We start from the raw sequence: 26,208 nt of genomic DNA on the forward strand, positions 1-26,208 counted from the left end.
AAATCTCCTAGAGTGCTCCGAGTCTTTCTGTTTGGATCGACGAAACGACATCAAAAACTGCCACTATATCTAAGATGCCCTGGATTTAATCGGGGTAGTACATTATGACTCGATCCAACCGTTCTTATAGGCATACCGTGCAAGTTGAACACGATTGCTTAGATGTAGTTTCTGCATAATATTTTTTAGATGGTTTTTCACTGTATACTCAGATATAGTTAACTGTGAAGCAATCTCTTTATTACTCAATCCTTTGGCAACTAATGTTAAAATTTCTTGCTCTCTTTTGGTGAGCGTACTACATTGCATGGAGCCTAAAATCTGATTAAATTCATTTAAAATGCGGTAAGCGACTTCACGAGGCATGGGAGCTTCATCGGTTACCAATGCGTGTAAATACTCCAGCCAAACCTTAGAATTTAAGTTTTTGAGAAGATATCCTTGTGCCCCTTTTTTCAAGGCTTCAAATAAATCTGAAGCGTCATCGGAAACTGTGATAATCACGATCTTCACATATGGAAAACGCTCTTTAATGATTCCTGTAGTCTGAAGACCATTGAGCACCGGCATATTGATATCCATCAGTATAAGATCCGGCATGGTTTCTTCGGTAAGCTGGATCACTTCCTGTCCATTTGTGGCTTCCCCCACAATTTCAAAATCGGGATCACTCTCTATGATCATTCGTATCGCTTTTCGAGCGTGTTCATGATCATCACCAATAATGATTCGATATGGAGCACTCATTTAACTTTCCCCTTTGCAGATGACTAATCTTGTTTTTCCTTGTTGTCGTGAAAGGCTCAGGGTTGCGTTTAGCTCGATTGCCCGTTCCTGCATAATCCGTAATCCAAAGCGTTGAGGTTGTTGAAATGGGTTTCCACTATATCCTTGACCGTTATCCTCCACCTTCAAACACCAACCGTTTTTTGTCGTAATTAGTATGATGGTAACCTCTGTAGCATGGGCATGTTTTTGAATGTTTGTCAGCGCCTCTTGAATACAGGCAAACAGTTCAATCTTCTCTTTGTTCGTCAGCTGGTTTTCTTCCATATCCATCTGCAGATCAGTCAAGATGCCAGTGTTGAAACGAAATTGTTTGACCAACTCTTGAATACGATCTTTCCACGCGACAGTACGAGTCGTAGAAGGAGGGCTTTTTAAATTCGAAATCGAATAACGGACATAGTCATGGATTTGACGCAAACTTTTATCCAAGTCTTCCCATTCTTGATCGCTTGGTTGCTTATGCTTCATTTGATTTACCTGTACGGAACATAAGAACAAAGATTGCGCAATGCCATCATGCAACTCACGTGCAAGCCGCTCTCGCTCCTGCAAGACCGCTTTTTCCTCTTGTTCCTTTTTAAGTTGTTCCTGTAATTGCTCGTATATCGCAAAGAGCCGAACTAGAAACGTGATGGTGACTAAGAAGACGAATACAGGAGAAAGCCAATTTCCCAATTCCATGGAAATATAAGGGAGTAAAAATTCATGACGAATATATTCCCATAGTCCAATGACAACGGTAGGAATAATTAAAATCAGCCATTTGATTTGTTTGTATGACATGCTAATCTTTCCTTTCAGTTCCTTTTTGTCGTCTGATAGCTGCTCATGTCTGCGCCTCCTGCATTTGATTTGAAAACTCCCTCTAAGAAGAGAGCAGCCTCATCTCCTCTTTGTCCCTTCAATCAGAAAAAATGCCCCATCAACTTTTTAGCATAAAACCCTCGCTTAGAAGAAATGGCTCAATAGAGCTATATGTTCTTTTGATGAGATTGGATATCATGTGGGGGGGGGAGCGGGTACGATCCCAAATCCATTGCAATGGATGATGAAAAATGAAATGGCTGCAACCACGTGGGTTAAAAGCATTTTTTCTAGTCACCCTGCTTTTTGCTCTTTTATTTGTTCCAAGAACCAACTGTTGGGCACATGCCTTTTTATTAGAGTCTAATCCTAAAGATCAGCAGGTTCTTGCACATTCACCCTCTCAATTTTGGTTACGTTTTAGCGAACCGTTGCAGCAAGGATTGTTTCAGATTCGATTGTTTGATGCACAAGGCAGAGAGATCGATATTGAACCACATCTGGATACAAAAGATCCGACTCGTGTTGTTTCTTCGATTTCTTCTTTGCCCAACGGCACTTACACTATTGCTTGGAATGTGGTTTCCGAGGACGGTCATCCTGTGGGAGGGGCGATTACTTTTTCAGTTGGACATCCTTCTGATACCAAAATCAATCCAACTTTCTCAACAAGTTCTCATTTCATCAATTGGCTTTCAACAGTTTGGCATTTTCTTTCCGAGACGGCCATCCTCCTGATCGGCGGGTTGAAATGGGTTGCGCAGTGGTTTTCTCGCCATCGACTTCCTGACTTGTCATCACTCGTTCAAAGAAAGACGATCCGAAATTGGTTTCTATTCTGCATTGTCTTGATTGATGGTGTTCTCTATGTACAGACATTGCCTTCTCTTCGATGGGGCGCAAGCGAGACATGGATCGCCTTAATGGATTCTCATTACATCCAAATGATCCTGGTGCAACTTTTTCTTCTGATGCTTGTAGCCCTTCCGAACATGATCGAAGGGTGGTATTTGGCCATATGGCTGTTGCTCATTTTGTCCTTTGCCATGGGTGGACATGTCTGGGGCACATCCCATTTCTGGGCGGCGTGGTTGCTACGCGAGCTGCACATTGTCTCAATCGCCCTTTGGCTGGGGATTCTGACCTATCTTGTTCTTTTGTATCGCTGGAAAAGAAAAGAGAACGCATTCCCGGATGAAAAGCTTCTCTATTCTGATGTATTTTTTTTGGCATCGTCTTCTGCGATGATTCTTTTCATCACGGGATTATGGATGGTGTCTGTACAAAGCGATTGGCACAAGGTCATCCGCACGTTCACTGTATGGACCTCTCTGTTATGGGTCAAAATCACGTTGTTCATGGTCATGTTGTTGATTGCATTGGTGCAAACCATGATGGGGCGAATCAAACAAACCTACAACCGTTTTCTGCTGCAACTGGAGTGGTTGATCGGAGTTCTGGTTCTCTTTGCAGGCGTTTGGCTCAGTCACTCTACTTTTCCCATACCTGTTCAACATTATGAAAAAACACTCATCAGTCAACAGAAAACGATTCGAGTCGAAATCGCACATTTGCAAGTGGGTCATCAACCGATCACGGTCCAATTTCCTTTCAACAGCCCCATTCCGGAACGGGTGACTGTTCAACTTTCCGTTCCAGATAAACAAGTGAGGTTGCCCTCCATCGTTTTAAAAGAAAAGGAGGAACCTCATCAATATGTAGGCTCTGTTCCGTTTAGTTTTTCGGGTGATTGGCAAATCGAGATTGAAGCCGAATATCCGGATGGAACTTACAACGAATGGAAAGATCACGTTGAAATTCAGGGAGGAGAAGGATCATGAAAAAAATTACGAAATGGATCGCAGTATTGTTATTTGCCGGGTCTATTCTCACCTTTACAACGGTTGCTGAAGCACACGTAACCGTTTGGCCCAAACAATCTATCACCGGTACTTGGGAGAAGTACACGGTACGGGTTCCTAGTGAGAAAAATGTCAATACAACAAAAGTGCGCTTGGAATTCCCGCAAGGAGTGCAAGTTGAATCAGTCATGCCGGTATCGGGTTGGAACTATCAATTTGAGAAAGGGAAAGATGGAAAAGATATCGCTTTGATTTGGACTGCAACCAATGGCGGAATTAAACCGCACGAGTTTATGGAGTTCTCCTTTGTCGCTCAAAATCCGAAAACCAAAGGAACGATTGCTTGGAGAGCAGATCAAACATACGCGGATGGATCCGTCGTTCACTGGACCGGAGCCCCTGATTCAGACACTCCGGCATCCGTCACTGCCATCAAAACTTCAGATCAAGCTAATTCTACCGGCACTATGCAACATGAGCCAATGGTATCCAATCATACAACTGTGGCCACATCCTCTTCGAGTTCTACTCTCAACATCATCTCGATTGTTCTAGCTGGACTGGCATTCGTTCTTTCTCTCATTTCATTTTTCCGTAAAAAACCAAATGCATAAAGTATATGTTAGTTCCTGAGACTGCTGACATACTATTTTGTCAGCAGTCTTTTTTGACGACATTACCATCGACTTATCATTCATCCCGAAGCCAACAACGGACTGATCGCGGGGAAAGAAATGTATACGGACTCAGCGTTTGGCGAACGCAAACAAGAACAAATTCAACCTTCAGATGGTTGTTAGTCACGGAGAAGAACGTAAGAAATTGGATCGTTCCAATGACAATGATCGTGAAGCGCACGTTAAGCGACCGTTAAAAGAGCAAGGGATCTTTGCCGCCATCGCCCATCGCCGTTTTTATTCGCAAATGCGCTGGTCGTTCAAATCATCCACGTGACGTACATCATCGTATCAAGTCACCTTGTGTAACGTTTGGAATCACGCCCTGTCTTCGGCGTAGCTCATTACCCATAGATTAGAAATCAAAAAAATGCTTCACCAAGATGCGCCTTTCCCCCGCTTGCTACTCTTTATTTCCATTGCAGTATCTTCAATTTTCTTGCCGTTATGGACATAAGGGGGCATGCTGATGAGTTCCTGGCCCTCCCCGATCCGGTTGGGGTCATTCACATGTTTGGGTGCATACTGAATATGTGTCGATTGTTCATGGAGGTTCCAACCCAATTCCGGATCCCTGTAAACTTGAAGATGTACAGTGGGTATCGGCGTTCCCTTCGGAATTTCAACCGGTTGCCTGGCGGTATGGAAGTAGTTAGGGCTCGACAATGCTTCAAAATCGTAATCATGATGAATGGGAGCATCACAGGGTCCACACAGGGACGCCCGTTGCCAAGAAGATAGTGATATACACTTTCGCTACCACCCCAGAAAAAGGTTCTAGACAATGAAAATGATAAACGTTATCATTTGTGGTGGAAAAGTGTATTAGAAAAGGAAGTGTGGGCCGATGCGTCTCTCCGATTGCATTCCAGGAAAAAAAGCAAAAGTGATTGACCTTATGGTAAATCCTACATACAAAAAGCGCATTCTCGATCTTGGCATGCTTCCGGGCACCGAAGTACAGATCGTACGGAAAGCTCCGTTTGGCGGGCCGATTGTCGTACAATTGCGTGGGTATCAGGTCAGCATCCGGATGACCGAAGCAAAAAACATCGAGATCGAGTCTGTCTCGTGAGCTGTAGAAAGAAGGAAATGGGTATGAACAAGTCACTGGCGTTGGTAGGAAACCCAAACGCAGGCAAAACGTCGCTTTTTAATATTTTGACCGGAACACGGCAATATGTCGGGAACTGGCCGGGCGTAACGGTAGAGAAAAAAGAAGGCCTGATCAAAAAACTTCCTGAGTATGTGCTCGTCGATCTGCCTGGCATCTACAGTTTGTCCGCTCAGTCTCTGGAAGAACAGCTAGCAGTCACCTACCTGCTCAAAGAGTCTCCGCACACGCTGATCAACATCGTAGACGCCTCCAACCTGGAGCGTAATCTCTACCTGTCCGTACAGCTACTTGAAATGGGTCTGCCAAGCGTCATTTGTCTGAACATGATGGATATCGCCAAAGACCGTGGTCTGCAGATCGACATCCCCGCCCTTGCGAAGATACTGGGAGCCGTTGTCGTTCCAATGGTGGCACGCAAGGCAAATGGGCACGACAAACTAATCGATCTGCTCCGCGAGGGCGTGCAGAACGCGACACTGACCGTACCGTATCCCACCGAGGTTGAAGCGGCCATCCGTGATCTGGACACTCTGCTTGCCTCGTCTCCGTGGAATTTTCGCACAAGCCGTCGCTGGCTGGCCTTGATGTGGCTGGAAGGAAACGAAACAGTAGAAGAAATCTTACGTCACCAGTTGCCGGCCGAGTTGATTCAGCAAATGGAGGCAGTACGCGCTGCTTATCCTGCAGCTATCGAGCATCGTATCCGCAACGCGCGTTACGACTTCATCGAAAAGATCATCTGCGAGGTGACACAGCAAAGCCAGAACCCGGCGGGGCGCACCTGGAGTGACCGCATCGACAGCCTTCTTCTGCATCCCGTGCTCGGGATTCCTATTTTTCTCGGATTTATGTATCTCATTTTTCAAATCACTTTCAGCTGGATCGGCACTTCGCTGTCTGACCAGCTCGACGAATGGATCAGTGGCCCACTTACGGACTGGTTAAAGGCTGGTCTCACCGCGATGAGCAGTCCGGACTGGTTCACTCAGCTGATGACGGACGGCGTGCTGGCTGGTGTCGGCTCAGTGCTCGTATTCTTGCCGCAGATCGGCATTCTGTTCTTTTGCCTTTCTTTTTTGGAGGACTCCGGCTACATGGCACGGGCAGCCGTGCTGATGGATCGCTTCATGTCAATGATCGGACTGAATGGTAAAGCGTTCATTCCGTTGATCCTCGGCTTCGGCTGCAACGTCCCGGCAATCATGGCGACTCGCACGTTGGAAGATCCAAAAAGTCGCCTGATCACTGCCCTGATTTCACCATTCATGTCCTGCTCAGCACGGCTATCGGTCTATTCTCTATTCGTAGCCGCTTTCTTCAAACACGGCGGGGCGGCCGTGGTATTCACACTCTACGTCACTGGGATCGTGGTGGCGATTCTGACAGCGTTTTTGCTGAAAAAATTTGTGCACGCCGAAGAAGGTACCTTTTTGCTTGAGATACCACCCTACCGTGCACCGATGCTGAAAAGCCTGTTCCTGCATACTTGGGACAAAGCCAAAGGTTTTGTCCGTAAGGCCGGCACCATTATCTTCGGGATGTCGGTGTTGATCTGGTTCCTCGGCCACTTTTCCTGGCACGGATTTGCCCCGATTGAGCACAGTTGGCTCGCCGCGATCGGCGGCTTGATCGCACCGCTGTTTGCGCCGCTCGGCTTTGCTACTTGGCAGGCAGGTGTGTCTCTCGTGACTGGCTTCCTAGCAAAAGAGGTCGTTGTGTCCACAATGAGCATCGTGTACGGTGCCGGAGACGATGGCAAGCTCGGCGATCTCTTGCACCATACTTTTACCCAGCCGGTGGCACTAGCGTTTCTGTTCTTTGTTCTACTCTATACACCGTGCGTGTCTACCGTTGTGATGATGTGGCGCGAGACCGGATCCTCTAAATGGACGCTGATCTCGGTTGGCTACAGCGTGGCAATAGCCTGGGTCGTGGCATTTGTGGTCTATCATATCAGTCAGCTAATCTTTTAGGTAAGGGAGATATTACCATGATCTACGTGGTGATAACGGCCGTGCTTGGTTTTGCCAGCTGGCAGCTCTATAAATTTGTGCGCCGTATGAACGTAGGCTGTTGCTCGACTGGCGACTGTGCCGGCTGCGATTGTTCGCTGAAAAAATACAAAGTACAAGACATAGCTACAAAAGATGGAGGGCACCAAACGCCGTCACAAGTGCCATAAATTTTCTTCGGGATGTCTCTATTACAGAAGTTGGTACCTGTCTATCAGTTTCGCCCGCCAGAACAATACGACGGCGAAAATTTAACATGCCAAATTATCGAGACCCGTCCTTTTTCAAATTTAAGGACGGGTCTACGTCTGCTTTTGCTACGGTTGATGCAGCGACGTTACGGTCGTTTCTCCAACTAATACCTTACAGAGATATCTATTTGACAGCCCACGGCTAGCACTGATCCTTTGACGTGAATCAAATCTTAAAATGACTTCTAGAAACCTGAAAGAAACCAACACGGCTTCTTCTAAAGATCTTGGTCAACAATTATTCTAAATCATCGAACCTCTCCCACCAATACCCTTTTCGCCCTATTCTTCAGTGCCGTTTCAACCGCTGCAAGAATCTTTTCATCATAAGCGGAATTGATCACCGCCTTACCGTCATCGATAACGCGATGCATCGGCTTCGGGTGCGATTTCGGTTGCGGATTAAAAGCGGGTTGCGGTGCGGCTTTCTTTTTCAGGCCAAACGTGGAGGCCACACCTGCCGCGATCGCTTGGGCCAACCCATAAGGAATTTCCCGTTTCGCAGCAGCTTTTCTTCGTTCCCAAGATCCGCTTCCACGATCACCGGCACACCCACGCCACAATGCTCTCCTAAAACAAGGGATTCACCCGAAAATCGTTTCTGAACGGTTAGGGCACTCTTCGATCGGAATCACCCGGATATATATTCCCATGTGATTCCCATGCAAAGAGAAGCAGCAGAAGCAATTGACCAAGTGCTTCAAATGGACCGGAAAAGCACTTTATCAAGATAAAGGTTTGCAATCCGGCCAGTAAAAGAAAAAACGGGCCGTGAAAAGCCCGTCCGTACTGGTCGGGGCGACAGGATTTGAACCTGCGACCCCCTGGTCCCAAACCAGGTGCTCTACCAAGCTGAGCCACGCCCCGACAATGATTCATTATTCATCTCATAAATAGTTTGTGAAACAGGCAAAAGATATTATAAGCGGAACGCGAGAAAAAGTCAACCTCATTTTTGCCGATTCATACTTTCCTGCATTAAACATGTGATTTCCCGTGAAGGGAAACACTTATCAAAAAGTTTGCCAGAGGTTGTGTGCCAAATCAATGACTTTTCCACTTTATCCACAAAAAAAGGCTCTTATCATGAGCCTGCGTTTTCTCGTTTGGTGCCGAAGGTGGAGTCAATCCACATGTCAGAGACCACACGATTTTTGAGTCACATACGGGTGTTTTGCCGCGAATACGGCAACGTTTTGAAAATGAACGGCCATTTGCCATTCCGTGTCCTTCGGGTCCTTATATCCCTTCGGCCTCTTCAGCTCGTACGGGCCATCTGTGTCTGAGCCTATAACGCCAAACCCATCGGCAAACTCGTCGCCGGTTGCCCCATCGATCTCGTACCCAACGACACACGGGTACTCTTCGACACCTACGCCATTGAGATTGTAATACGGACTATAAGAATCTAAATTGTATGAAAAATACACCCAAACCTACACTCCCTTTCATTTACTTTTAGCTCCCACGATACTCATATGCAGCCTTAGTCATGAGTGTAAGGGATACTAGCCCAAATTACGGGTCATCCTCCTGTGTTTTGAATCGTGCGCATGCCCCCGAACCTCGTGTAAGACTCAGTACGCACTATTTTGGTCTCTAATGAAATAAAAATAACGGGGACTCCATCATAGGAAATCCCCGTTACCACAACGTTTTTGGTGCCGAAGGTGGGAGTCGAACCCACATGGTCAGAGACCACACGATTTTGAGTCGTGCGCGTCTGCCAATTCCGCCACTTCGGCATGATGCTTTGATTTCGTTTTTGTCTCTCTCATTTTCGATCGCGTCGTGACGAATTTAATTCTATAACGGATCGGACGAACTGTCAACAGCCTTTTTGATATTTTATTTTTCCGACATTTAAAGGACGATTATCATTGAAATGAAAAGAGGATCCACTAATCAGAAACCGAATAAAATGTTGTCCGACATGAAATACTACAATGGGAGCAAGGGAGGCATACGGTTGATTCGCACATTGGCTGTCAAAGCGGACGGCACGCTGGAACGGGACTTGCCGTTGGAACAACTGGATCGTGCGGATATTTCCTGGTATTGGGTGGATTTTGAAGCACCCAACAAAGACGAATCCGCGCTGTTACACGATCATTTTCATTTTCATCCCTTGGCTATCGAAGATTGTCTTCACTTTCTACAACGCCCCAAACTGGACTTATATGAAGGATATCAATTTTATGTCCTACATTCGCTGAATCCGGACACCTTGAAGACCGAAGAGCTGGATCTGTTTGTCGGTGACCGGTATGTGGTCTCGTTTCATTTTTCCCGTCTGAACGAAATTGATTCCGCCTGGGAGGCGGTGTCCGCTGATACCCAATCGATCCAATTGGGGCCGATGCATGTACTGTACTCGGTAATGGATCGGATTGTAGACCAATATTTCCCCGCCATGTACAATCTGGAGGATCGTATCAACGAATTAGATGATGGGACCAACCGACCCCATCGCGTGATCACGCGCCGTTTATTCCGCATCCGCAGTGACATGCTCGCGCTCAGAAAAACCATCGTACCAACGAGTGAAATGCTGTATCGCATGCTCAATATGGATTTTCTCAAGGAAACCAAGCGCTTGAAGCTGTATTTCACCGATATCTACGACCACCTGTTGAAATTGACGGCGATGATCGAAGCCAATCGGGAGCTGACGTCCGACATGCGCGATCACTACATGTCGATTAAGGCTGACCGGATGAATTCCATCATGCTGACATTGACAGTGTTCACAGTCATTTTTATGCCGTTGACGTTTATCGCCGGTATATACGGGATGAACTTCGAATACATGCCCGAGCTGAAATGGCGTTACGGCTACTTTGCCGTTTTGGGGTTGATGGCTACCGTCGGCGTCTCCATGTACATCTGGTTTAAAAAGAAAGGATGGCTGGAGTGAATCCAAACTCAACCGCAGGCACTCATCCCCTATGCCTGCGGTTTCGTATATTTCACTCGTTCTCAACCAGCTTGGTCAACAACGGAGTGAGATAATCGACGCGGAGGCGCCGATCGTACTGCAAAAAACGGGTGACTTCCGATTTTTCCTTTTTGATCCATATGAGAGAAGCAAATTCCGGCTTTATTCCTTCCTCCCGCAGGCGATGCAGGTATGCGGCGTAATGTTGTCGCATGTCTTCTACTGTCATCGGCAGACCCAAACGATAAATGAGTGTGACAGAATGACGTTCTCCCCCTGTTTTCAGATACAAAGGCTGGATTTGGACATCGTCCATTATCTGTAACAGGTCGATCCCCAGCTCTTCCTGTACCTCACGGATGACACTGTGAAGGAAATCCACCTGATCTCCTTTCACATCCGATTCGTCAATCCCGCCACCCGCCAACTGCAACCGATTTGGGGATGCCGTGTGATCCGCCATTTCTCCGATTACCCAATAACCGTCGGACGTCTCCGTCAAAGCACAAGCATACATCACACGGCAGGCCCATGGATTTGTCGTTTGATGGTGTATGGAATAGAGATAATGGTCATATCGAGTGCGCATCAATGTGACGTCCAGTCTGTCGGGCTCATGGTACCAATCCCGGATGGTAAAGATGGTGCCATTCTCAAAGGTCTTTCCTTCCTGTTTCAAGCGATCCCAATGCACGGAGATCTCCCGTCTCAAAGTGGCTGGAAGTTGGATCGGATTTGGAAGGACCCGTACACAGATTTGATTGGGTATATTTTGCAAACAGACAGGTATCGTCAAAGGTACCCTCCTTTTATCTTAGACATGCCAAACAGCCGCGTTACACCTCCGCGGCTGTCATTTGGAGCATCTCATTCCGGACGGAACTCTTCCAGCACGATTTCCTTTTGATGCAAACGTGAACCGTTTTTTGAACTTTCTTTATACAGTTCGAGGATCAATGTCCCGTTGGATGGCAATTGATCACGCGGAATCGAGATTTCCAAGGTGAACGGTGCCCAACTGGGAGCTCCGTTTTCCGCCTGTACACGACCACGAGTCAGATATCGGTGTCCATCGGTAACTGCATAGTTGAAAACTCCTTCAAACACACGTGCTTCCCCTGTCACGCGATAGGTTCCTTCGCCTCCGACGACACGCAATTGACGGAACGCTGTGTTTTCAAGCTTGGGCTCCGGTATTACCGGTTTCCTGTCCGGTGTCGATGCCGCATGGACCTCAAACGTACCTTTTACCAGGAATTGATGCGGCTGTGGGGCTTCTCCGTTTACCTTGTCCGGCATCAACCTCACCTCCACTTCATAAGTTCCCGCCGGAACACGCCGGCCTGCCGCTTGAAGATCCCAAACGCTCCGCCATTGAACTTGCTCCGACGGGGCCAGTATCACTTCGTGATTCTCGTTTGGACCACTATCTACTTCCACATGAGCGATCTCGGTTCCTTTTTGGACAATGGTAAAAGAGACGGGTTCATTTGAAAACATGAGCCGAACATTCTTCTTTCCGTTATTCCTTAACTTTAAGTCGAAAGTGACGCTTCCGTTTTTCTCCGCGATCACCAATGTCTGATCCAACTGAACGTCGTTGGCTGGTGACGTTGGCGGACTCGGTGAGGTCGCTTGGAAACACCCTGCCAGCAACACGAAACTCAACCACAGTACCATCCATTTTCCGCGCATGGCCTATTCACTTGCCTTTCGTTCCATCGGAATGTAACATCGCTGTAATATATGCAGGTTGATCACCTTGCTACCCCTCATCAGCGGACCAGATCGTGATTTTTGTTCAACAACAAAAATCCCCGATGGTGACCCATCGGGGCAATTTGATTCACCGCATTGCTTCGAGTCGCTCTCGGATTTGTTGGCGCGCGAGAATCGCCTGTATAAACGTTCCCTCCCCGACCAACGCCTTATCGTGTTCCGCCGTTACGCGACACACCACTTTGTTGGACCTTACTTCCACCGCTTCGGCGGTAAATGTGACCACCTTGCCGATAGGAGCGGGGGCGCGGTGCTTCACCTCAATCGCCGCCCCTACCCCTTCTTCGTGGTCCTCCAGGAAGGGCAGGATCACTTTCCTGCCTACCCATTCCATGTAGTACACCATGGTGACAGTGGAGAGCGTCGGATGAATCATCTTTCCACCAAAGGAAGCCGCCATTTCCTCCGCAACCGTGACGGTCATCGTTTCCTTGTGACCCGGATGCAATCCCGGTTTCACCGAAAAACACCTCACACGCCGAACGGATTCAGCGGTTTGGTCCCGATATAGGAGAGGACGCTCTTCGTTTCCGTATACAGGTCGATCGACTCGATGGCCAGCTCACGACCAAATCCGGATTGTTTGTAACCGCCGAACGGCAGTCCGGGGAAGGCGGAGAACGGGTTGTTGATCATGATGACACCCGCTTTCAGTTGCCCGGCTACACGGTGTGCACGGGAGAAATCCTGGGTCCACAGTGCGGCGGCCAGTCCGTAAATGGTGTCGTTTGCCAGGCGGACCGCTTCCTGTTCGTCACAAAATTTGATGACCACAACGACCGGTCCGAAAATCTCTTCCTGAGCCACACGCATATCGTTCGTCACATCCACAATGACCGTCGGTTCGTACCAATACCCTTTCTCAAACTCTGGTCCTTCCGGCCGTTTGCCGCCGTAAAGGACACGCGCTCCTTCTTCCTGCGCCAATTTGACGTAAGAGTCGATCACATTCCATTGTGCCTGTGAAATGACGGCGCCAACATGCGTTTCTTTGCTGAACGGATCCCCCAGTTTCAGTTTCTTCGTTTTCTCCACAAACTTTTCCAAAAATGCGTCGTAGATCGATTCGTGCACCAGCAGACGGGACCGCGCTTCGCAGGATTGACCGGTATTGTAGTAGATGCCGAAAACGGAGCCGTTCACCGCTGCGTCCAAATCGGCGTCCGGAAAGATGATATTAGCCGATTTGCCGCCCAGCTCCAGCGTCACCCGCTTCAGGGTGTCGGAAGCTCTGGCCATGATGTCTTTGCCCGTCGTGGTTTCACCGGTGAAGGCCACTTTATCCACACCGGGATGTTCGATCAGGTAAGCACCTACATCAGAACCACTGCCGGTGATGACGTTGATCACACCAGCCGGGACACCCGCTTCGTGACAAATATCGGCCAATACGAGCGCGGTCAGCGGCGTGAGCGACGCGGGTTTCAGCACGATGGTGCATCCCGCCGCCAACGCCGGGGCGATTTTCCAAGCCGCCATCATCAACGGATAGTTCCAAGGCACGATTTGTGCGCAAACCCCAACCGGCTCCTTGACTGTGTAGTGAAAAAAGCCGTTGGGTACCGGTTTGGTACTGCCGGAAATCGTCGTTACGGCACCTGCATACAGCTCAAAATCCTCAATCGCCTGCTGCACCTGACCCTGGGCGGCGGAAATGGCTTTCCCGCTGTTGAGTACCTCGAGTTCCACCAAGTCGTTGAAGCGTTCACGCATGATCTGGGCAATTCGATTAAGAATTTGCCCGCGCCGGGAGGCTGGCCATTTTGCCCATTTTCCCTGCTCCAATGCATGACGCGCCGCTTCCACCGCTTTGTCCACATCGGCGCGTGTCGCTTTGGCTACCCGTGCAATCACTTCCCCCGTGGCCGGGTTGAACGTTTCAAACCATTCCCCGGAACTGCTCGGCACTTTTTCCCCGTTGATCAACAGATGATACTCATCCTGCAACAACGCGATCTTCTCTTTCAGCATCAGTGCTCCTCCCCTTTGATTTCATATGATTTTACCCTTCACCAAACTCATTCCACCCGTTCCACGATGGTGGCGATGCCTTGTCCCACGCCGATACACATCGTGGCCAGACCATACCGGCCTCCTCGTCTTCGCAATTCATAGGCCATTGTGCCAATAATCCGCGCACCGCTGGCCCCCAACGGATGGCCCAACGCGATCGCGCCCCCGTTGACATTCACCTTTTCCTCATCCAAACCGAGTTCACGGATGCAGGCAAGCGCCTGAGCGGCAAATGCCTCGTTCAATTCGATGAGATCCAGATCGGCGACGGACAGCCCGGCTCGTGCCAGTGCCTTTTTCGTCGCCCCAACCGGCCCGATGCCCATGTAGTTGGGATGGGTGCCGCATACGGCAAAGGTGACGATGCGGGCCAGCGGTTTCAGTCCCAATGATTGGGCGACGCTCCGTTCCATGATCAGGAGCGCACCCGCACCGTCGTTGATTCCCGACGAGTTGCCGGCGGTCACAGTGCCGCCTTCGCGAAATGCCGGACGGAGGGATGCCAATTTTTGCAATGTGGTGTCTGGACGCATGTGTTCATCCTTGTTGAACACCACAGGTTCTCCGCGTTTAACCGGAATCATCACGGGAACGATCTCGTCAGCAAAACGGTTTTCTTCCCATGCACGGGCGGCTCGCTGTTGGCTGCGCAGAGCGAAAGCATCCTGGTCCTCACGGGTCACACCGTATCGCTCGGCGACGTTTTCAGCCGTTTCCCCCATGCTGAGCGGCGGAAACATCTCCGTCATTTTCGGGTTGACGAACCGCCAGCCCAGCGTGGTGTCCACCAACGTCTGATTGCCGCGGGGAAACGGTTCCTCCGGCTTCAGCATCACCATCGGGGCTCTTGACATGCTCTCCACACCACCGGCGATGAAAATGTCGCCGCAACCAGCCGCGATGGCCGCTGCCGCCTGATTGACCGCTTCCAGGCCGGACCCGCACAAACGGTTGACGGTCACGCCGCCCGTCTCCTCGGGCAATCCCGCCAACAGCGCAGCCATGCGGGCCACATTGCGGTTGTCTTCCCCGGCCTGGTTGGCACAACCGAAAATGACGTCTTCGATGCGCGCGGGGTCGACCGACGGATTTCTTTCCAACAAGGCGCGGATGACATGGGCGGCCAGATCATCGGGGCGCACGCGGCTCAGTGTTCCCTTATACCGTCCAAATGGCGTTCGGACCGCATCCACAATGACAGCTTCGCGCACGGTTTCTCCCCCTTTGCTCATATGTCCGTTCTTTTTCCTAGAGCGTGCTCGATGTATTGGTCGGCTTCGCTTTCCCGTCTCGCACCGTCTTCGCTCTGCAAAGATCGCTTGACAGAATGACGGCCACTCTTTTACAGATGAACAACGAATAACCGGAACACCCTACATACTGACCTTGCTAATTTCAGAGGATTGCCGCTTCCCGTCAGCGTTGTACCGATAAAAACCACGTCCGGCTGCACGTCCGGTGTAACCGGCGTACACCATTTTGCGCAGGAGGGGAGCCGGACGATAGCGATCCTCTCCCAGCTCGCGCACCAAACCGGATAAAATCCACACCACCTGGTCGACCCCGATCGTGTCGGCCCATTCCAACGGTCCCATGGGAATACGGGTCCCTTTTTTCATCGCCAGATCAATGGCGGCCGCTTTCGCTACGCCTTCCGTCAGTGCAAATGCGGCTTCGTTGACCAGCATCGCCCAAGTGCGGGGGAAGACCAAGCCCGGTTCGTCCCCGACCACTTCCACTTGTTTGCCTACATGCCGCCACAGTTGCAGGGCCTTGTCCCACACGTCTTCATCTTCCGCCTGTAGCGGACGACAAACCTCCACCAAGGGCATCTGCTGGATCATTAACGGGGAGAAACCGCCGACCCGCTCGGAGTGCGGCATCCAGGAGGCGACCTGCGTCGCGGTCACATGAAGCGTATTTGTCCAGATCGGGGCATCGATCGGCACGAGCTCCGCTGCCCGGCGCAGCAACCGCTTTTTCTCTTCCACAGGTCCGGTAACCGTGTCCACCACCGCACAAGACGATGACAACGGTTGATCTAATTGGTCCAATGGCCATACGGTCCAGCCCCGTTCGTTGAACAGATCCGATGTTTCTTTCGCCAAAGGTCCGTCACCGATCAGCACGATATCATTCATAGCGGTAATGCCCCCTTCCCGTCTTTTTGCCGAGCGCACCGCTTTCCACCAGTTGCCGCTGGTGCGGATGGGGACGGAAACGCGGATCGTGGAAATACCCTTCGTAGACGGAGCATGAGGCGGCATAGTTGATGTCGATGCCGATCAGATCCTGCAATTCAAATGGTCCCATCGGGAAACCAGCCGCACGTAGGATGCGATCCACCTGTTGTTTTTCCGCCACATGATCCCCGACAAGACGGAATGCTTCGCTGTGAAACGACCGCGCCACACGGTTGACCAAGAACCCAGGGGTGTCGGTCACCTTCACGGGATCCTTGCCGATCTCCTTGACAAACGCCATCGCCTGATCAACCACTTCCCGTTCTGACAGCGGCCCGTGGACCACTTCCACCAGTGGCATGACGGGAGCCGGATTGAAAAAGTGCAGGCCGATCACCCGTTCGGGATGCTTCGTGGCCGAGGCGATCGCCGTCACCGACAAAGAAGAGGTATTGGTGGCTAAAATCGCTTCCAAGTCGGCGATCTCATCCAATTGGGCAAACAACGACTTTTTTACGTCCAGACGCTCCACCACCGCTTCGATCACCAACTGGGCCTCGGCAACAGCAGACAGGTCGCCAGACGACTCGATCCGGTTCAGCGCCTGTTTCATCTCCTCCGCCGTCATCCGCTGTTTCTGCACACGCCGGCGCAAACGGTCACGAATCGCCTGCATGCCGCGTTCAAGAGCGGATGAGGAGACGTCGACCAAAACGACCCGCTTCCCCGCCGTCGCCAGCACTTCTGCAATCCCGTTGCCCATCGTACCCGCACCCACCACGGCCGTCCGCACAATCGGTTCAACCGTCACTTTTCATCACCGCTGGTCGTCTCACCGATCATCATCGTCACCAATTTGCCAGCGAAGCCCATCAGATCTTTCGCTGCAGCACGCCCCTCCGCAGAAACCATTGCTTCGTCCAATGCTTTCCGATTCTCAAACACCATTTCCGCCATCAGATAATACGGGGACTCCCCTCCCATCGGTGTGCCGACAAACCGGGTCACTTCGATCTTCTTTAAACCCGGCATTTTTTTTGCCAGCGGCGCATGCACTTTAAAATAGTGCTCGTCAAATGCTTGTTTGTCCTCCGGTTGACGGTAAATGGCGATCAATTTGGTCATGTGGATCCCTCTTTCTATAGAAATTGAAGATTTCCATCTTACTCATCCCAACTGCGGCACTCTGCGGTCGATCACACGCACCGCTTTCCCTTCACTACGAGGAATTTCACGCGGTCTGCGCAAAATCACTTGCGTCGTCACGCCCAAATTGTCTTTAAACAAGCGGCACAAACGATCGATCAGCCGTACTCCATCCGCGTGCTCCGTCAACGGACGGTCACCGATTCGTGCTTCGAAAGATTCCGAGACTTCCACTTCCACGGTAAAATGATCCAATGTCCCTTCCCGTGTGATGATGATTTGGTAGTGGGGTGTCACCTCCTTCACTTGCAAGAGGACATGCTCCAACTCGGACGGGAAGACGTTCACCCCGCGAATAATCAGCATGTCGTCAACCCGCCCCTTGATTCGGGACATGCGAGCGTGGGTACGGCCGCAAACGCACGGCTCGCGGTACACGGCGGCGATGTCGCCCGTCCGGTAACGGATCACCGGGATCGCCTCCTTGGTCAGGGTGGTAAAAACCAACTCTCCCGTCTCACCGTCTGGCAACGGCTCTCCCGTGTCTGGATCGATCACCTCGACCAAGAAGTGGTCCTCTGCGATGTGCAACCCATTCTTCGCTTGCCAACATTCGATGGAGACCCCCGGTCCCAACACTTCGGACAAACCGTAAATGTCCACGGCATGGATGCCCCATTTTTCTTCCAGCGTGCGCCGCATCCCCTCTGACCACGGTTCCGCGCCGAAAATGCCGTACGCCAGGGAAGAGCTCGCCGGGTCCTTGCCCATCTCCTCCATTGTTTCCGCCAAACTAAGGATGAACGATGGGGTTCCAGCAATGCCCCGCGGCTTGAAATCCTCGATCAGCGTTACCTGTCGGGAGCGGTTGCCGCCGGAAGCCGGCACCAGTGTCACACCGAGTCGTTCCGCTCCGGCATGCACACCCAATCCGCCTGTAAACAATCCATAGCCATACGCATTGTGAAACACGTCACCGGGACGTCCACCTGCAGCTACGATGGACCGTGCGCACAAATCAGCCCAGTTGTCCAAATCTCTGCGGGTATACCCCACCACCGTCGGTTTCCCTTTGGTGCCGGAAGAAGCGTGGAGCCGTTTGACTTCCGATAAATCAACGGCGAACAATCCAAATGGATATTGGTCCCGCAAGTCCTGTTTGCGAGTAAACGGCAACCGGGTGATGTCCTCCGCGCTTCGAATCTGCTCCGGCTTGATACCACGCTCATCTAACTGACGCCGGTAAAACGGCACCCGGTGATACACCCGTTCCACCGTTTGACGCAGTCGCTCCGACTGTAGACGGAGCAACTCATCACGCGGCATCGCTTCCCATTCCGGTTGAAACATCGGGGCTCCTCCCTTCTATCGCGCGTTCCATCCTGCGAAAGTCATCTTCTTCACTCTGGATCCTTACTGTCGAAAGCAAGTTGGTAAATCCGTATGCTACGGATGAGCCATCTCATCATGAGACTTAGACGGGTTTCATTCCTTCAAAAGGCTGACGGCATCGTTTGCAGTAGAAAATGGCCCGACAGGCTGTGGGTCCGAACAAATTGTGCACTTCACCGTTGTCCGCACCGCAATAGGGGCAATCAGGCACCAGCGAACCCGATCTGCCGTCAACAGGGGGAGCAATACCGAACTCCCGTAGCTTCTCTCTGCCTTCCGGCGTGATCCGGTCCGTCGTCCAGGGCTGGTCCATCGTTACCACAACTTCCACTTCCCGTATCTCATCCAGAGCGGCCAATCGTTCCTGCACCGCTTGCCGGATCATGCCGATCGCCGGACAACCGACAAACGTCGGCGTCATCTCCACCCTGACACAACCGTCGTCCAACTGTACCCGGTTGACCATGCCCAACTCCACGATGCTAATCGAGGGAATCTCCGGATCTTTCACTTCGTCCAAGACGGACCACAGCGTCTGTTCCGTTGTCGGCATGACGTGACCCTCCTTTACCACACAGCGTTGGGGTCCAACCGGTACACTTCGCTCATGGTGTCGAGCATTTCAGACAAATCGTCCGTGTGTTCCCCCAGGCGTCCGTTGACACGGGGGATGGATATTTCACCCGGCCAAGGGATACCCGCCTCATCCATCACCGGACGAATCCGTTCTTCCCATCGACGTCTCATCTCTTCTCCGTTCATGGGGAGGATGCCGTTTTCAATCAGAGCAGCTTCATACATGCCGAGAGAGAACAATCCCCCCACATCCGGCCACAACCGGTTCACCGCCTGTACCAACCGTTCCTGCGCTTCCCCGCCGGCTTGTCCGAGACGGGTGAACCACAGGCGGAAATGCTGCAAATGGTACGTCTCCTCCCGACGGATTTTACGGGCACCTTCCGCCAACGGACGATAACCGGAATGTGTAATCGCTTCCAATCGTATGTCATCAAAAACGTCGTACAGTAAGTGGCGGGCGATGCTGTAAGCCCAATCTCCGTTGGGGCGTTCCAACAACACGGCATTTCTCCACCTTTTCACCTCACGGGCGAAAGCGATCCGGTCGGGGTTCTCCTCGCCCAAATCATGTAACAGATTGAAATAATAGGTGGCATGACCCACTTCATCCTGCGCAATGGAACTGAACGCCACATCCTCTTCGATATCCGGAGCCAATCCCAGCCATTCCGAATCCCGATGGCCAAGACAAAGCTCATCATCGGCCAGCTGATACAACAAGTCGACCAGTGCTGCACGGTAAGTTTCCGATTGTTTGGCTTGTTCTGCGTTTTCCATTCGCATCTTCTTCAACCCCAGTCAACGCTTGGATTGCTCTGTTTTGGCTTCCTCTACCCCCACGTGACGCACGATGTCTTCCAGATAGAGGGCCCGTTCTTTGAACATGCGCCACAGACGTCCGTTTTCCGTATAACCGGATACTTCGCGATACTTGCGATCCATTTCCCGGGCGAAAAAATCCCCTTCATACGGCGTCGCATACACGTGCTCCCTCGGCACGACCCACAAATTGACCGCGCGATCTCGTCGCAAGAAATTTTCCCGTGCCGTCTGCAGAGCCATCTCGGGAGACGGAGCCAACACACTTCCCACATGCACGTGATGATCCATCTGCGTCTTTTGCACAAACACTTCGTATACACCGTATTCGGGCCGTGTCTTTTTCACAGTCATTTTAATCACCCCCCTGATGCGCCTGATCCGTCCGGTTGATCCCAGTAGCCTGCGATGCACGCTTCATTGAAAAGAAAATGGCTCGCGATCAAACCTTCCGTGTTTGGCGCAAAACCATATGGGACGGGATGATGGCACACCCCTGAACTGAGGAGCCGTTCGAAGGCAGAAATGAACGGAGGGCGTCAACTACCCAAGGATCCCGCGGCGACCAGAGAAAGTATCTGTGGTGCTTTAGCCGTGCGGAGTGTCAAACCGCCGCCATCTGCCTGGATCTCACCATCGCTTCCCGCACCCATCGTTGTTCTTCATGCGCCATCCTGCGCAAGTCAATCCGTTCCCGCGATTTCGGCCCATCGTTGTTTTTCACGATCCTGGCAAATTTGTCCCAGTCCGGTTCCGTATACATCCAACGCCCCCGCTTCTCGTCGTAGTGTAATTTCGGATCCGGAATAGTCAACCCGATGGAGCGAATCCGCGGGATATACTTGTCGAAGAATTTTTGACGCAGTTCTTCATTGGTCTTGGTCCGGATCCGGTAATCCAACATGCGTTGGGCAGCTGGTGTCACTTCCACCGGTCCGAAGAAGAACAAGAGCGACTCCCACCAGCGATTGAGCGCATCCTGCAACATGTCCCGTTGTTGTTTCGTCCCTTGTGCAAGAGCCAATATGATGTTCTCCCCGTGCTGCATATGGAAGCTCTCCTCAGCACAGATCCTCTTCAGCACCCGGGCATAAGGCGCGTAGGACGTATCCAGCAGGGCCGCCTGATTGATGATGGCCGCGCCGTCCACCAGCCAGCCGATCACCCCGGCATCAGCCCAAGTCTCTGCCGGCATATGAAACACATTATGAAATTTGACCCGACTCAAAAAGATATCCGTGATCAGATCCTCCCGTGTTTTGCCAAGCGGGGCAGCCAGATCCTCCACCACGCGTAACAGCAGTTGCCCGTGCCCCATTTCATCTTGCACCTTGGCCATGATCGCTAACTTACGACGCAAGGTAGGAGCTTTCGGAACCCACTCCTTCTCGGGATACGCTCCCATGATTTCGCTGACACCGTGCATATGGATCAGTTTGATCAGCAATTGTCGGTATTCGTCCGGCATCCAATCCGTCGCCTCGATTTTTTCTCCTCGGTGAATGCGCTCCATAAAGCGCGCATATCGTTCATCTTGCCCGATCATCCTCGATCCCTCCTCCCTGCGCGGCGATACCGTGCAAAATCACTTCCATAAAACGTTCGGCGATCTCTTCCGGGCTCAGTCCACCGTCAGGTCGATACCACTGGTACAGCCAGTTACCTGCGGACAAGATCAACAGGCGGGTAAATTTGAGATCACGACAGGACAATTCTCCCTGTTGAACACCTTCCTCCAGCAACCTGTTCCACATCGATTCATATGTGTCCCGTTTGGATTGGATAATCGCCCGGCGATCGTTTGAAAGCGCTTTCCATTCATGAAAAAAAACCGTCGCTGCATCCAAATGATTGGCCACAACCCGGATGTGGGCGATCAATGCTTTGCGCAATTTATCGATCGCGGAGTCTTCTCCTTCCACGATTGGGGTAAGCGCTTCCAAAAAAGCATCCGCTCCGCGGTTGGTGATGTCGAACAGCAAATCTTCCTTGGAACGGATATGCGCATACAGGCTACCGGACAAAATGCCACTTCGCTCAGATATGTCCCGAATGGTTGTGCCGTGGTATCCTTTGACGCTGAAAAGCTTGCGGGCATGAGCCAGAATTTCCTCTTTACGTCCCACTTTGGGCATGACGGTTCTTCCTTTCCACTTAAAGCAAGCGCTTGCTTGTTTATAGCTTACCGCCCATGATGAAATCTTGTCAAGAGTAAGAAAATAGAAATAGTGAATGAAGGGCAAACAAAAACCTCACCCTGAACGGGGAGGTGAAGCAGTACTGAATCACGTTTCATCAGAAGTAGCTGTCATTGATCCGCGCGTTCACCCATTGATCCGAACAACAGCTGCTTAACGCTTGGTCACCCGCATCATCAATCGTTTCCCCACACACTTGACAAACAGCAATCGTGTCGACCATTTCCTCTATTTTTTGATTCATCTGAATCCCTCCTGTTGAGTGTATTATAATATAACAGAACTCAGTTTGTAAACCTCTGTATTATAACAAATGGATCTCCCTACCGCTTGGAACGAAAAGTTCAAAAATAAAACCGGTTCTCAAAGGAACCGGTAAGATTGAGGATGTATCAGTTTTCCTGTAATTCTCCAACCGAAACGGTCATCTCCCGTTCGGGCTCTTGTTGTTCGTACACACGGGCAGTACCGTCGTCATTTACGTGCTGAATCCAAACCGGCTTACCACGATACCGGACTTCAATCGTCTTGGGAGATTCCACGATCTGTTTGGCTCGGTTGACATCCATGACCATCCCTCCTCTGAAAGGTATTGTGGGATGGTCTGTGGACAAATATGCATAACGGAGAGATTTCTTCAACGCCATCGAACATATTCGACAACCATACCGCCCGGATGACACACCCGTATGTACCATCTCGTCGACCAATCAATTGGGCCTTGGTGCAACAACACCGTTTTCGCCTTCTGCAGATCATCCACCAGACAGGGGGATAGTGAAAATGGAGGATTGTCCGTTCCCCGTAAACTTCTGATAAAATGAAATATCTTTTTCTAAATTATCGGTATTACATACTGTCGAAACCACATTTGTCGAATTGGCATCGCCATCCCTTTCCCTATTGACCGGGAAATCTTTCGTTCACCGCATGATACTCAATACAACCATTACATAAGTATGATTGCCTATCTCAATGGCGTCACGCAGCGACAATCGACACGATTCGCAATTTCGAAATGATCATGTCGAAAAAAATGTGTTGAGAATAGCAAATTTCTGGTAGAATTATATTGTTATCCTTGAAATGAATGAAGGGTGAAAAGGTGAGGGAAGTCACATGGACTCCAACATTCGTTCGTATTCATTTCCGGTGGTCACATTTTTCGCATTTGCGATCATCGTCTCCTTTTTTTCCGTTTGTCCTCATTCCTCTGGACTGCTCTATTCGATGGTTGTTACATTTTTGGTTCTCGGTTGCATCATCGACAGCTTCCTTCATTACCAAACCAAAACCCTGAGCGAAAGCGTACAGCAATACAAAACCCTTTTCGAACGCACCCCGGATGCTATTTACTACAAAGACATCATGGGCCGCTATACCAGCTTCAATCCCGCATGTGAAAAGCTAACCGGATATTCCGTAGACGAAATGATGCAAATGACGCTATCAGATTGGGTGCTTCCCGAAGACTATGAACGGGTGAAGAACCATGTCCGGCGGGCGTTGAAGGGGGAACCCCAACATTTTGAGACAGCAATTGTCCGAAAGAATGGGGAAATCGTCCAAGTGAAGGTTTCCTATCTACCCATGATCAAGGAAAATCGTATCGCAGGCATTTACGGCATTGCCAAAGACATCACCGAGTATAAAAAAACAGACGAACTGTTGCAGCGATCCGAAAAGCTTTCAGCCGTCGGCCAATTGGCTGCGGGCGTAGCCCACGAAATCCGTAATCCGCTCACGGCATTGAAAGGGTTTCTGCAATTGCAACGCCACAACTCCAACCAATCGGATGAACATCTGTCCATCATGCTGGCGGAGTTGGAGCGCATCGACCAAATCGTCAGTGAACTGCTCGTCCTGTCCAAACCGCAAACGATTCAATTTTCACCGGTGGATCTGCTTCGTTTGCTGGAACAGGTGATCATGTTGATCAATACACAGGCGATCATGAACAATGTAGAAATCGTCATCTCCGAGTTCGATTCGGAGATCCCGACCATGATGGGAGAAGAAAACCAACTGAAGCAACTGTTGATCAACTTGCTGAAAAACGCGATCGAGGCAATGCCCAACGGGGGAATCATCGACATACGATGCCGTATGATCCGGGAACGATCCGTTCTGATTCGCATCACCGATCAGGGATGCGGCATTCCTGAGGAACAGTTACAAAAAATCAGCGAACCCTTTTTTTCAACCAAAGCAAAAGGCACCGGGTTGGGATTGGTCGTCAGCCACCGCATCGTTGAAAACCATCGGGGCAAACTCACCATCACCAGCCAACCCGGTCAGGGAACTCGCGTAGACATTGTGTTGCCTGTACAAATCCCCCCTTCATCCACGGGCTGAATCTCCCTCGAATTCCCGTCGATCGGCAATTCGCAGGGTCCAGATCACACCCGCACCGAACATCGTTAACAAACCGAAAAACAGATAGGCGGTAAAGACGCTGAACCGGTCGATTATCACACCACCCAAGAATGTGAAGAACCAATTGCCCAGACCGTTACCCATGCTGGTGTACAGAGCGACTCCTGTCAACCGCACATCCCGAGGGGTAATGTCAACAACATATGCCAATGCGGCGGGGATAAACAAACCGGTGGAAACGCCTTGAAGGAGTGTGGACGCGTAGACCAGCCAAAGAGGTGGTTCCATGAAATACAACCCCCACCGTATCCCCGCCACCAGCGCCGACAGCAATACCACGGCCAATATCCCATGCTGTTTGATCCATGTCTGTGCCCAGCGCATAAAAGGCACTTCACTACCGGCGGCCAACAAAAATCCCAATCCGCTGGCCGCCATCGTCCCCCCCAATGACTGGATCAGCAAAGAGAAATACGCGTTGTTGGCTTGAATGGGACCCATGATACAAAAAGCAGCCAACAAAAAGAGTACATAGCGCCGGTTGCGCAACAACCGGGATAAGCCTTCGCGCAGATTCAATTTCAAGGATACGCGTTCGTCCGGCATATATCCCGCCATCCACGCGCCCATTCCCATCGTCAAAGCGAAAGCGGCAAAAATCACCGAAACGCCCCACCATTGTGCCGCCATGCCCATCACATAGGCCGCCACCGCGAAACCGACCGCTCCCCACAGCCGGAATCGGCCATAGTCGCCATCCGTCCTTTGCACGTAACTCATGGTCATACTGTCAGATATAGGAACCAGGGCGGCCTGAAAAAACGATAACAGCGCCATAATCCCCAACATGAAAGGATAGTCGCGGGTGAGGAAAAAACCAACAGCACTCAAGCCTGTCATCATCATTGTCGTGATGAGGACAGCCTTGGAACGTTGCGTCACATCGCAAACCACTCCCCACAGCGGCTGGGCGATGATCATGACGATTGGACCGATCGACATCAGCAAGCCGATCTGCGTACCGGACAACCTTACTTCCTGCTGCAAATACACACTTAACAACGGAAATAAAATGCCGAAACCTGCATACAAGCAGATGAAAAAAAGCCGAATCGGCGAATCCGACAGCGTTTTTCGCTGATAGGGGGACACCGTCCCCGAACGGACCGGCATCATCGTCATCCCTTTCTCTCTGAGCAATCAATCACCAATGGCAATATTGTATCACGGGATGAGAAGCCGAAAAAAGGAGCGGTATCCTGTAGGGCAAATA

Annotated in this window: 28 protein-coding genes, 2 tRNA genes and 1 pseudogene; 9 read left to right on the forward strand and 22 right to left on the reverse strand. The window is 50.7% G+C overall.

Annotated elements, in window-relative coordinates; translation table 11 throughout:
- Positions 1–102: 102 nt before the first annotated feature.
- On the reverse strand, positions 103–747 hold the full coding sequence (locus NWF35_RS00215) for a response regulator (RefSeq protein ID WP_301237103.1): 645 nt from the start codon (positions 745–747) through the stop codon (positions 103–105).
- The gene (locus tag NWF35_RS00220; RefSeq protein WP_301237104.1) at positions 748–1,572 is read right to left on the reverse strand and encodes a sensor histidine kinase; all 825 of its coding nucleotides are present in this window, start codon (positions 1,570–1,572) and stop codon (positions 748–750) included.
- 272 nt (positions 1,573–1,844) lie between these two features.
- Between NWF35_RS00220 and NWF35_RS00225 the strand changes: the two genes are divergently transcribed.
- The 6 genes from NWF35_RS00225 to NWF35_RS00250 all read left to right on the forward strand — a co-directional run bounded on the left by NWF35_RS00225 (position 1,845) and on the right by NWF35_RS00250 (position 7,431).
- On the forward strand, positions 1,845–3,434 hold the full coding sequence (locus tag NWF35_RS00225; RefSeq protein ID WP_301237105.1) for a copper resistance CopC/CopD family protein: 1,590 nt from the start codon (positions 1,845–1,847) through the stop codon (positions 3,432–3,434).
- Complete coding sequence (locus NWF35_RS00230; protein WP_301237106.1) at positions 3,431–4,069, forward strand: YcnI family copper-binding membrane protein; 639 nt, start codon at positions 3,431–3,433, stop codon at positions 4,067–4,069. The genes NWF35_RS00225 and NWF35_RS00230 overlap by 4 nt, the downstream gene beginning before the upstream one ends.
- Positions 4,070–4,277: 208 nt before the next feature.
- On the forward strand, positions 4,278–4,409 hold the full coding sequence (locus NWF35_RS00235; protein ID WP_301237107.1) for a hypothetical protein: 132 nt from the start codon (positions 4,278–4,280) through the stop codon (positions 4,407–4,409).
- A 570-nt stretch (positions 4,410–4,979) separates the two neighbouring features.
- A complete protein-coding gene (locus tag NWF35_RS00240) occupies positions 4,980–5,207 on the forward strand; it encodes a FeoA family protein (RefSeq protein ID WP_301237108.1) in 228 nt (75 codons plus the stop codon).
- A 23-nt stretch (positions 5,208–5,230) separates the two neighbouring features.
- The gene (gene feoB / locus NWF35_RS00245; RefSeq protein ID WP_301237109.1) at positions 5,231–7,222 is read left to right on the forward strand and encodes a ferrous iron transport protein B; all 1,992 of its coding nucleotides are present in this window, start codon (positions 5,231–5,233) and stop codon (positions 7,220–7,222) included.
- A 17-nt stretch (positions 7,223–7,239) separates the two neighbouring features.
- Positions 7,240–7,431: a hypothetical protein gene (locus NWF35_RS00250; protein ID WP_301237110.1), complete on the forward strand. Its 192-nt coding sequence runs from the start codon at positions 7,240–7,242 to the stop codon at positions 7,429–7,431.
- Between the two features lie 329 nt (positions 7,432–7,760).
- Here NWF35_RS00250 and NWF35_RS00255 read toward each other — a convergent pair whose 3' ends face one another.
- Positions 7,761–8,075 (reverse strand): hypothetical protein, encoded by a 315-nt coding sequence (locus tag NWF35_RS00255; protein ID WP_301237143.1) that lies wholly within the window; start codon positions 8,073–8,075, stop codon positions 7,761–7,763.
- Here NWF35_RS00255 and NWF35_RS00260 point away from each other — a divergent pair.
- Positions 8,030–8,246 (forward strand): annotated as a pseudogene (locus NWF35_RS00260) (tyrosine-type recombinase/integrase); the annotation flags it as partial. The gene NWF35_RS00255 and the pseudogene NWF35_RS00260 overlap by 46 nt on opposite strands.
- Before the next feature lie 56 nt (positions 8,247–8,302).
- Here NWF35_RS00260 and NWF35_RS00265 read toward each other — a convergent pair.
- A tRNA-Pro gene (locus NWF35_RS00265) sits at positions 8,303–8,379 on the reverse strand.
- A gap of 792 nt (positions 8,380–9,171) precedes the next feature.
- Positions 9,172–9,257: transfer RNA gene (locus NWF35_RS00270), tRNA-Leu, on the reverse strand.
- A 224-nt stretch (positions 9,258–9,481) separates the two neighbouring features.
- Between NWF35_RS00270 and corA the strand changes: the two genes are divergently transcribed.
- Complete coding sequence (gene corA / locus NWF35_RS00275; protein WP_301237111.1) at positions 9,482–10,429, forward strand: magnesium/cobalt transporter CorA; 948 nt, start codon at positions 9,482–9,484, stop codon at positions 10,427–10,429.
- Between the two features lie 52 nt (positions 10,430–10,481).
- Here the strand turns inward: corA and NWF35_RS00280 are convergent, their stop codons facing one another.
- The 16 genes from NWF35_RS00280 to NWF35_RS00355 form a co-directional block, all read right to left on the reverse strand.
- Entirely contained in the window at positions 10,482–11,144 is a 663-nt protein-coding gene (locus tag NWF35_RS00280; RefSeq protein ID WP_301237112.1) for an NUDIX hydrolase, read from the reverse strand.
- A gap of 173 nt (positions 11,145–11,317) precedes the next feature.
- Positions 11,318–12,145 (reverse strand): Gmad2 immunoglobulin-like domain-containing protein, encoded by an 828-nt coding sequence (locus tag NWF35_RS00285; RefSeq protein WP_301237113.1) that lies wholly within the window; start codon positions 12,143–12,145, stop codon positions 11,318–11,320.
- Between the two features lie 151 nt (positions 12,146–12,296).
- Positions 12,297–12,689 (reverse strand): thioesterase family protein, encoded by a 393-nt coding sequence (locus tag NWF35_RS00290; protein ID WP_301237114.1) that lies wholly within the window; start codon positions 12,687–12,689, stop codon positions 12,297–12,299.
- A gap of 11 nt (positions 12,690–12,700) precedes the next feature.
- Positions 12,701–14,200, reverse strand: coding sequence for an aldehyde dehydrogenase family protein (locus NWF35_RS00295; protein WP_301237115.1), 1,500 nt, complete (start codon positions 14,198–14,200; stop codon positions 12,701–12,703).
- Between the two features lie 47 nt (positions 14,201–14,247).
- Positions 14,248–15,474 carry a 3-oxoadipyl-CoA thiolase gene (gene pcaF, locus NWF35_RS00300; protein ID WP_301237116.1) on the reverse strand — a complete coding sequence of 409 codons (1,227 nt, stop codon included), beginning with the start codon at positions 15,472–15,474 and terminating at the stop codon, positions 14,248–14,250.
- Positions 15,475–15,615: 141 nt separating this feature from the next.
- Positions 15,616–16,383, reverse strand: a complete 768-nt coding sequence (locus tag NWF35_RS00305; protein ID WP_301237117.1) for a 3-hydroxyacyl-CoA dehydrogenase family protein — start codon at positions 16,381–16,383, stop codon at positions 15,616–15,618.
- Positions 16,376–17,236, reverse strand: a complete 861-nt coding sequence (locus NWF35_RS00310) for a 3-hydroxyacyl-CoA dehydrogenase family protein (RefSeq protein ID WP_301237118.1) — start codon at positions 17,234–17,236, stop codon at positions 16,376–16,378. The genes NWF35_RS00305 and NWF35_RS00310 overlap by 8 nt, the downstream gene beginning before the upstream one ends.
- On the reverse strand, positions 17,233–17,550 hold the full coding sequence (locus tag NWF35_RS00315; RefSeq protein WP_301237119.1) for an EthD family reductase: 318 nt from the start codon (positions 17,548–17,550) through the stop codon (positions 17,233–17,235). Before NWF35_RS00315 ends, NWF35_RS00310 begins: the two co-directional genes overlap by 4 nt.
- 42 nt (positions 17,551–17,592) lie before the next feature.
- A complete protein-coding gene (locus tag NWF35_RS00320) occupies positions 17,593–18,921 on the reverse strand; it encodes a phenylacetate--CoA ligase family protein (RefSeq protein ID WP_301237120.1) in 1,329 nt (442 codons plus the stop codon).
- A gap of 124 nt (positions 18,922–19,045) precedes the next feature.
- Entirely contained in the window at positions 19,046–19,516 is a 471-nt protein-coding gene (paaD, locus tag NWF35_RS00325) for a 1,2-phenylacetyl-CoA epoxidase subunit PaaD (RefSeq protein WP_301237121.1), read from the reverse strand.
- Positions 19,517–19,530: 14 nt separating this feature from the next.
- The gene (gene paaC / locus NWF35_RS00330) at positions 19,531–20,325 is read right to left on the reverse strand and encodes a 1,2-phenylacetyl-CoA epoxidase subunit PaaC (protein ID WP_301237122.1); all 795 of its coding nucleotides are present in this window, start codon (positions 20,323–20,325) and stop codon (positions 19,531–19,533) included.
- Between the two features lie 15 nt (positions 20,326–20,340).
- The gene (locus NWF35_RS00335) at positions 20,341–20,715 is read right to left on the reverse strand and encodes a phenylacetic acid degradation protein (RefSeq protein ID WP_301237123.1); all 375 of its coding nucleotides are present in this window, start codon (positions 20,713–20,715) and stop codon (positions 20,341–20,343) included.
- 250 nt (positions 20,716–20,965) lie between these two features.
- A complete protein-coding gene (gene paaA, locus NWF35_RS00340; RefSeq protein WP_301237124.1) occupies positions 20,966–21,907 on the reverse strand; it encodes a 1,2-phenylacetyl-CoA epoxidase subunit PaaA in 942 nt (313 codons plus the stop codon).
- On the reverse strand, positions 21,891–22,496 hold the full coding sequence (locus NWF35_RS00345) for a TetR/AcrR family transcriptional regulator (RefSeq protein WP_301237125.1): 606 nt from the start codon (positions 22,494–22,496) through the stop codon (positions 21,891–21,893). Before NWF35_RS00345 ends, paaA begins: the two co-directional genes overlap by 17 nt.
- A gap of 160 nt (positions 22,497–22,656) precedes the next feature.
- Positions 22,657–22,803, reverse strand: a complete 147-nt coding sequence (locus NWF35_RS00350) for a hypothetical protein (protein WP_301237126.1) — start codon at positions 22,801–22,803, stop codon at positions 22,657–22,659.
- A gap of 148 nt (positions 22,804–22,951) precedes the next feature.
- Complete coding sequence (locus tag NWF35_RS00355) at positions 22,952–23,128, reverse strand: H-type small acid-soluble spore protein (RefSeq protein WP_301237127.1); 177 nt, start codon at positions 23,126–23,128, stop codon at positions 22,952–22,954.
- 550 nt (positions 23,129–23,678) lie between these two features.
- On the opposite strand from NWF35_RS00355, the gene NWF35_RS00360 reads away from it, so the two are divergent.
- Positions 23,679–24,914, forward strand: coding sequence for an ATP-binding protein (locus NWF35_RS00360; RefSeq protein ID WP_301237128.1), 1,236 nt, complete (start codon positions 23,679–23,681; stop codon positions 24,912–24,914).
- Here the strand turns inward: NWF35_RS00360 and NWF35_RS00365 are convergent.
- Positions 24,900–26,108 carry an MFS transporter gene (locus NWF35_RS00365; protein ID WP_301237129.1) on the reverse strand — a complete coding sequence of 403 codons (1,209 nt, stop codon included), beginning with the start codon at positions 26,106–26,108 and terminating at the stop codon, positions 24,900–24,902. The two genes, NWF35_RS00360 and NWF35_RS00365, sit on opposite strands and share 15 nt — an antisense overlap.
- Positions 26,109–26,208 lie beyond the last annotated feature (100 nt).

Source organism: Polycladomyces subterraneus (assembly GCF_030433435.1).
In the GTDB taxonomy this organism is placed as follows: Bacteria; Bacillota; Bacilli; order Thermoactinomycetales; family JIR-001; genus Polycladomyces; species Polycladomyces subterraneus.

Coding starts and splice junctions, on each gene's coding strand:
- paaC (WP_301237122.1), bottom strand. CDS start 20,325: ATGCGAATGGAAAACGCAGAACAAGCCAAACAATCGGAAACTTACCGT.
- paaD (WP_301237121.1), bottom strand. CDS start 19,516: ATGCCGACAACGGAACAGACGCTGTGGTCCGTCTTGGACGAAGTGAAA.
- NWF35_RS00320 (WP_301237120.1), bottom strand. CDS start 18,921: ATGTTTCAACCGGAATGGGAAGCGATGCCGCGTGATGAGTTGCTCCGT.
- NWF35_RS00250 (WP_301237110.1), top strand. CDS start 7,240: ATGATCTACGTGGTGATAACGGCCGTGCTTGGTTTTGCCAGCTGGCAG.
- NWF35_RS00240 (WP_301237108.1), top strand. CDS start 4,980: ATGCGTCTCTCCGATTGCATTCCAGGAAAAAAAGCAAAAGTGATTGAC.
- NWF35_RS00360 (WP_301237128.1), top strand. CDS start 23,679: ATGGACTCCAACATTCGTTCGTATTCATTTCCGGTGGTCACATTTTTC.
- NWF35_RS00365 (WP_301237129.1), bottom strand. CDS start 26,108: ATGCCGGTCCGTTCGGGGACGGTGTCCCCCTATCAGCGAAAAACGCTG.
- NWF35_RS00355 (WP_301237127.1), bottom strand. CDS start 23,128: ATGGATGTCAACCGAGCCAAACAGATCGTGGAATCTCCCAAGACGATT.
- NWF35_RS00230 (WP_301237106.1), top strand. CDS start 3,431: ATGAAAAAAATTACGAAATGGATCGCAGTATTGTTATTTGCCGGGTCT.
- NWF35_RS00215 (WP_301237103.1), bottom strand. CDS start 747: ATGAGTGCTCCATATCGAATCATTATTGGTGATGATCATGAACACGCT.
- NWF35_RS00220 (WP_301237104.1), bottom strand. CDS start 1,572: ATGTCATACAAACAAATCAAATGGCTGATTTTAATTATTCCTACCGTT.
- paaA (WP_301237124.1), bottom strand. CDS start 21,907: ATGATCGGGCAAGATGAACGATATGCGCGCTTTATGGAGCGCATTCAC.
- NWF35_RS00285 (WP_301237113.1), bottom strand. CDS start 12,145: ATGCGCGGAAAATGGATGGTACTGTGGTTGAGTTTCGTGTTGCTGGCA.
- NWF35_RS00335 (WP_301237123.1), bottom strand. CDS start 20,715: ATGACTGTGAAAAAGACACGGCCCGAATACGGTGTATACGAAGTGTTT.
- NWF35_RS00345 (WP_301237125.1), bottom strand. CDS start 22,496: ATGCCCAAAGTGGGACGTAAAGAGGAAATTCTGGCTCATGCCCGCAAG.
- feoB (WP_301237109.1), top strand. CDS start 5,231: ATGAACAAGTCACTGGCGTTGGTAGGAAACCCAAACGCAGGCAAAACG.
- NWF35_RS00315 (WP_301237119.1), bottom strand. CDS start 17,550: ATGACCAAATTGATCGCCATTTACCGTCAACCGGAGGACAAACAAGCA.
- NWF35_RS00225 (WP_301237105.1), top strand. CDS start 1,845: ATGAAATGGCTGCAACCACGTGGGTTAAAAGCATTTTTTCTAGTCACC.
- NWF35_RS00350 (WP_301237126.1), bottom strand. CDS start 22,803: ATGAATCAAAAAATAGAGGAAATGGTCGACACGATTGCTGTTTGTCAA.
- NWF35_RS00305 (WP_301237117.1), bottom strand. CDS start 16,383: ATGAATGATATCGTGCTGATCGGTGACGGACCTTTGGCGAAAGAAACA.
- NWF35_RS00295 (WP_301237115.1), bottom strand. CDS start 14,200: ATGCTGAAAGAGAAGATCGCGTTGTTGCAGGATGAGTATCATCTGTTG.
- pcaF (WP_301237116.1), bottom strand. CDS start 15,474: ATGAGCAAAGGGGGAGAAACCGTGCGCGAAGCTGTCATTGTGGATGCG.